This is a genomic window from Mycobacterium sp. 1245801.1 (assembly GCF_001673055.1).
In the GTDB taxonomy this organism is placed as follows: Bacteria; Actinomycetota; Actinomycetes; order Mycobacteriales; family Mycobacteriaceae; genus Mycobacterium; species Mycobacterium europaeum_A.
The window spans coordinates 1-3,963 of sequence record NZ_LZKY01000163.1 but is presented as its reverse complement, the minus strand read 5'-3'; the positions used below and the strand labels follow the sequence as shown (position 1 = coordinate 3,963).

Here is a 3,963-nt window from a genome sequence, read left to right as displayed (position 1 = left end):
GTGCCGACCGCGTTGAACATGATCGGGCGCGCCATCGGGTCATACGGGGACTTCGTGAACTTCTACGCCTGCGACATCACCCTGAAGATCAACGGTCTGCAGGCCGGCGGCCCGGTCCGCACGGTCCGGCTGTTCCAGCAGCCGACGGGTAGGTGCACGCCGCAATGAGAACTCTCGAACCCCCGAACCGGGTCCGCATCGGGCTGATGGGCATCGTCGTCACGGTGCTGGTGATCGGAGTGGGCCAAAGCTTCACCAGCGTCCCGATGTTGATGGCCAAACCGCATTACTACGGGCAGTTCGCCGATACCGGCGGTCTCAGCAAGGGCGATAAGGTGCGCATCGCCGGCGTGGACGTCGGCAAGGTGGAGGGTCTCAAGATCGACGGCGATCACATCGTGATCCAGTTCAACGCCGGCACCGCGACCTTCGGCACCGAGAGCAGGCTGGCCGTCAAGACGGACACCATCCTCGGAAAGAAGGTGCTCGAACTCGAGCCGCGCGGCAGCCAGACGCTGCGGCCCGGGTCGACGTTGCCGATCGGCCAGAGCACCACGCCCTATCAGATCTACGACGCGTTCTTCGACGTCACCAAGGCCGCGCAGGGCTGGGACATCGACGCCGTCAAGCAGTCGCTGCACGTGCTGTCGCAGACCATCGACCAGACCTACCCGCACCTGAGCCCCGCGCTCGAAGGCGTGGCCAAGTTCTCCGACACCATCGGCAAGCGCGACGAAGAGGTCAAGCACCTGCTCGCCCAGGCCAACCAGGTGGCGGGCATCCTCGGTGACCGTAGCGACCAGATCGACCGGGCGCTGGTCAACGCCAAGACCCTGCTGGCCGCCTTCAACGAACGCGGCCAGGCCATCAACGCCCTGCTGAGCAACGTCGCGGCGTTCTCCGAACAGGTCAAGGGCCTGATCAACGACAACCCGAACCTCAACCACGTGCTGGAGCAGCTGCGCACCGTAAGCGACATCCTGGTGCAGCGCAAAGACGACCTGGCCAACGGTTTCACCGAGGTCGGCAAGTTTCTGCCGTCGCTGAACGAGGCCATCGCCTCCGGCCCGTTCTTCAAGGTGGTGCTGCACAACCTGGCGCTGTACCAGATTTCGCAGCCCTGGGTAGACGCCGCCTTCAAGAAGCGCGGCATCGACCCGGAGAACTTCTGGCGCAGTGCGGGATTGCCGGCCTACCGGTTCCCCGACCCCAACGGCACCCGGTTCCCCAACGGCGCGCCGCCGCCGGCACCGCCGGTGCTCGAGGGCACGCCCGATCACCCGGGTCCGGCCGTCCCGCCGGGATCGCCGTGCTCGTACACGCCGGCCAATCCGGGCGGCAACGTCACCGTCGGGGACGAGGGTCTGCCGCGGCCGTGGAACCCGTTGCCCTGTGCGGGCGCGACGACGGGCCCGTTCGGTGGGCCGGGCTTCCCCGCGCCGGTCGACGTGATGACGTCGCCGCCCAACCCCAACGGTCTGCCGCCCACGCCGGGCATCCCGATCGCGGGCCGGCCGGGCGACCCGCCGCCAGACGTTCCGGGCACCCCGGTGCCGTTGCCGGCGCAAGCACCGCCGGGCGCGCGCACCGAGAACCTGGCGCCGGCCGGGCCGACGCCGCCACCGTCGACGTTCGCGCCGGGCTTCCCGCCGGGGCCCGCCGCGCCACCCGGGCCGGGTAACCAGCTGCCGGCACCGTTCATCAACCCGGGCGGAACCGGAGGCAGCGGCGCAGCGGGGGGAGGTAGCCAGAATTGAGCACCATCTTTGACGTCCGCAACATTCGGTTACCGAAGATGACGCGGACATCGGTGATCATCGGATCGTTGGTGATCGTGTTGGCTCTCGTCGTCGGCTACGTCGGCTGGCGGCTGTACGAGAAGCTGACCAACAACACCGTGGTGGCCTACTTCCCGGCGGCGAACGCGCTGTACCCGGGCGACAAGGTCCAGATCATGGGCTTGCGCGTGGGCGCGATCGACAAGATCGAGCCCAGCGGCAACAAAATGAAGGTCACCTTCCACTACGAGAACAAGTACAAGGTTCCGGCGAACGCCTCGGCGGTGATCCTCAACCCGACCCTGGTGGCCTCGCGGTCCATTCAGCTGGAGCCGGCCTATAAGGGCGGTCCGGTGCTGGCCAACAACGCGGTGATCCCCGAGGAGCGCACCCAGGTGCCGGTGGAGTGGGACCAGCTGCGCAACAGCATCACCAACATCATCTCCAAGCTGGGCCCCACACCCGAGCAGCCGACGGGGCCGTTCGGTGAGGTCATCACGTCCTTCGCCGACGGCCTGGCCGGCAAGGGCAAGCAGATCAACACCACGCTGACCAACCTGTCGCAGGCACTGACCGCGCTGAACGAGGGTCGCGGCGACTTCTTTGCGGTGGTGCGCAGCCTGGCGCTGTTCGTCAACGCGTTGCACCAGGACGACCAGCAGTTCGTCGCGCTCAACCAGAACCTGGCGGATTTCACCACCCGGCTGGCGCACAACGACAACGACCTGGCCAACGCGATCCAGCAGTTCGACAGCCTGCTCACCACCGTGCGCCCCTGGCTGGACCAGAACCGCGGCGTGCTGACCCACGACATCAACAACCTCGAGACCGCGACGAACGCGTTGCTGCAACCGGATCCGCTGAACGGGCTGGAGACCGCGCTGCACGTGCTGCCGACGGCCGCGGCGAACATCAACCAGATCTATCACCCGTCGCACGGTTCGGTGGTCGCCATCCCGTCGATCACCAACTTCGCGAACCCGATGCAGTTCATCTGCAGCGCGATCCAGGCCGGCAGTCGGCTGGGCTACCAGGAGTCGGCCGAACTGTGTGCGCAGTACCTCTCGCCGATCCTCGACGCGATCAAGTTCAACTACCCGCCGTTCGGCTTGAACCTGTTCAGCACGGCGGAGACGCTGCCCAAGGAAGTCGCGTATTCCGAGGACCGGCTGCACCCACCGAACGGATACAAAGACACCACCGTTCCCGGCATCTGGGTGCCGGACACCCCGACGTCGCACCGCAACACCCAGCCGGGCTGGATCGTCGCTCCCGGCATGCAGGGCCAGCAGGTCGGGCCGATCACCGCGGGCCTGATGACCCCCGAATCGCTGAGTGAGCTGATGGGTGGTCCGAACATCGAACCCGTCCAGTCGACCCTGCAGACCCCGCCGGGTCCGCCGAACGCCTACGACGAGAACCCGATCGTGCCGCCCATCGGGCTGAACGCCCCGGTGCCGATCCAACCGCCGCCGCCCGGACCGGATGTGGTCCCGGGCCCGGTCGCCCCGACACCGGCGCCGGTGTCCGCGCCCGCGCCGAACGCGGGCGGGCCGCCGGTACCCGCTGACTTTGGAGGTGGGCAGTGAGGGGCGCGACGAGCGCGTTGAGCGCGAGGAGCAAGCCGAACCGACGGCCAGTGAGGGGCGCGCTTCGGCTGATCCGCCATCGGGCGTGGCAAGGGCTGACCCTGCTGGTGGCCGCGACGGTGTTGAGCTCGTGTGGTTGGAAGGGCATCTCCAACGTCTCGATCCCGGGTGGACCCGGCAGCGGGTCGGGGGCCATGACCCTCTACGTGCAGGTGCCCGACACCCTGGCGATCAACGGCAACAGCAAGGTGATGGTCGCCGACGTCTTCGTCGGCTCGATCAAGGCCATCAACCTGAAGAACTGGATCGCCACCCTGACGCTCGGTGTGGACAAGAACGTCAAGTTGCCCAAGAACGCCACGGCCAAGATCGGCCAGACGTCGCTGCTGGGTTCCCAGCACGTCGAGCTGGCCGCGCCGCCGAACCCGTCGCACGAACTGCTCAAGAGCGGCGACACCATTCCGCTGAAGAATTCGACCTCGTACCCCACCACCGAGCAGACGCTGGCCAGCCTCTCGCTGATCCTGCGCGGCGGCGGCATCCCGAACCTGGAGGTGCTGCAGAACGAGGTCTACAACATCTTCAATGGGCGCGGC

General features: G+C 67.3%; 3 protein-coding genes and 1 pseudogene. All 4 read left to right on the top strand.

All coding sequences use genetic code 11. The features are described from left to right. Positions 1–168 (top strand): annotated as a pseudogene (locus A5622_RS29080) (mammalian cell entry protein); the annotation flags it as partial. Continuing rightward, a complete protein-coding gene (locus A5622_RS10315; protein WP_066878313.1) occupies positions 165–1,757 on the top strand; it encodes a virulence factor Mce family protein in 1,593 nt (530 codons plus the stop codon). The pseudogene A5622_RS29080 and the gene A5622_RS10315, both read left to right, overlap by 4 nt. Then, the gene (locus A5622_RS10310) at positions 1,754–3,367 is read left to right on the top strand and encodes a virulence factor Mce family protein (protein WP_066878311.1); all 1,614 of its coding nucleotides are present in this window, start codon (positions 1,754–1,756) and stop codon (positions 3,365–3,367) included. The genes A5622_RS10315 and A5622_RS10310 overlap by 4 nt, the downstream gene beginning before the upstream one ends. A gap of 50 nt (positions 3,368–3,417) precedes the next feature. After that, a partial coding sequence (locus tag A5622_RS10305; protein ID WP_156752912.1) for an MCE family protein occupies positions 3,418–3,963 on the top strand: 546 nt, incomplete at its 3' end.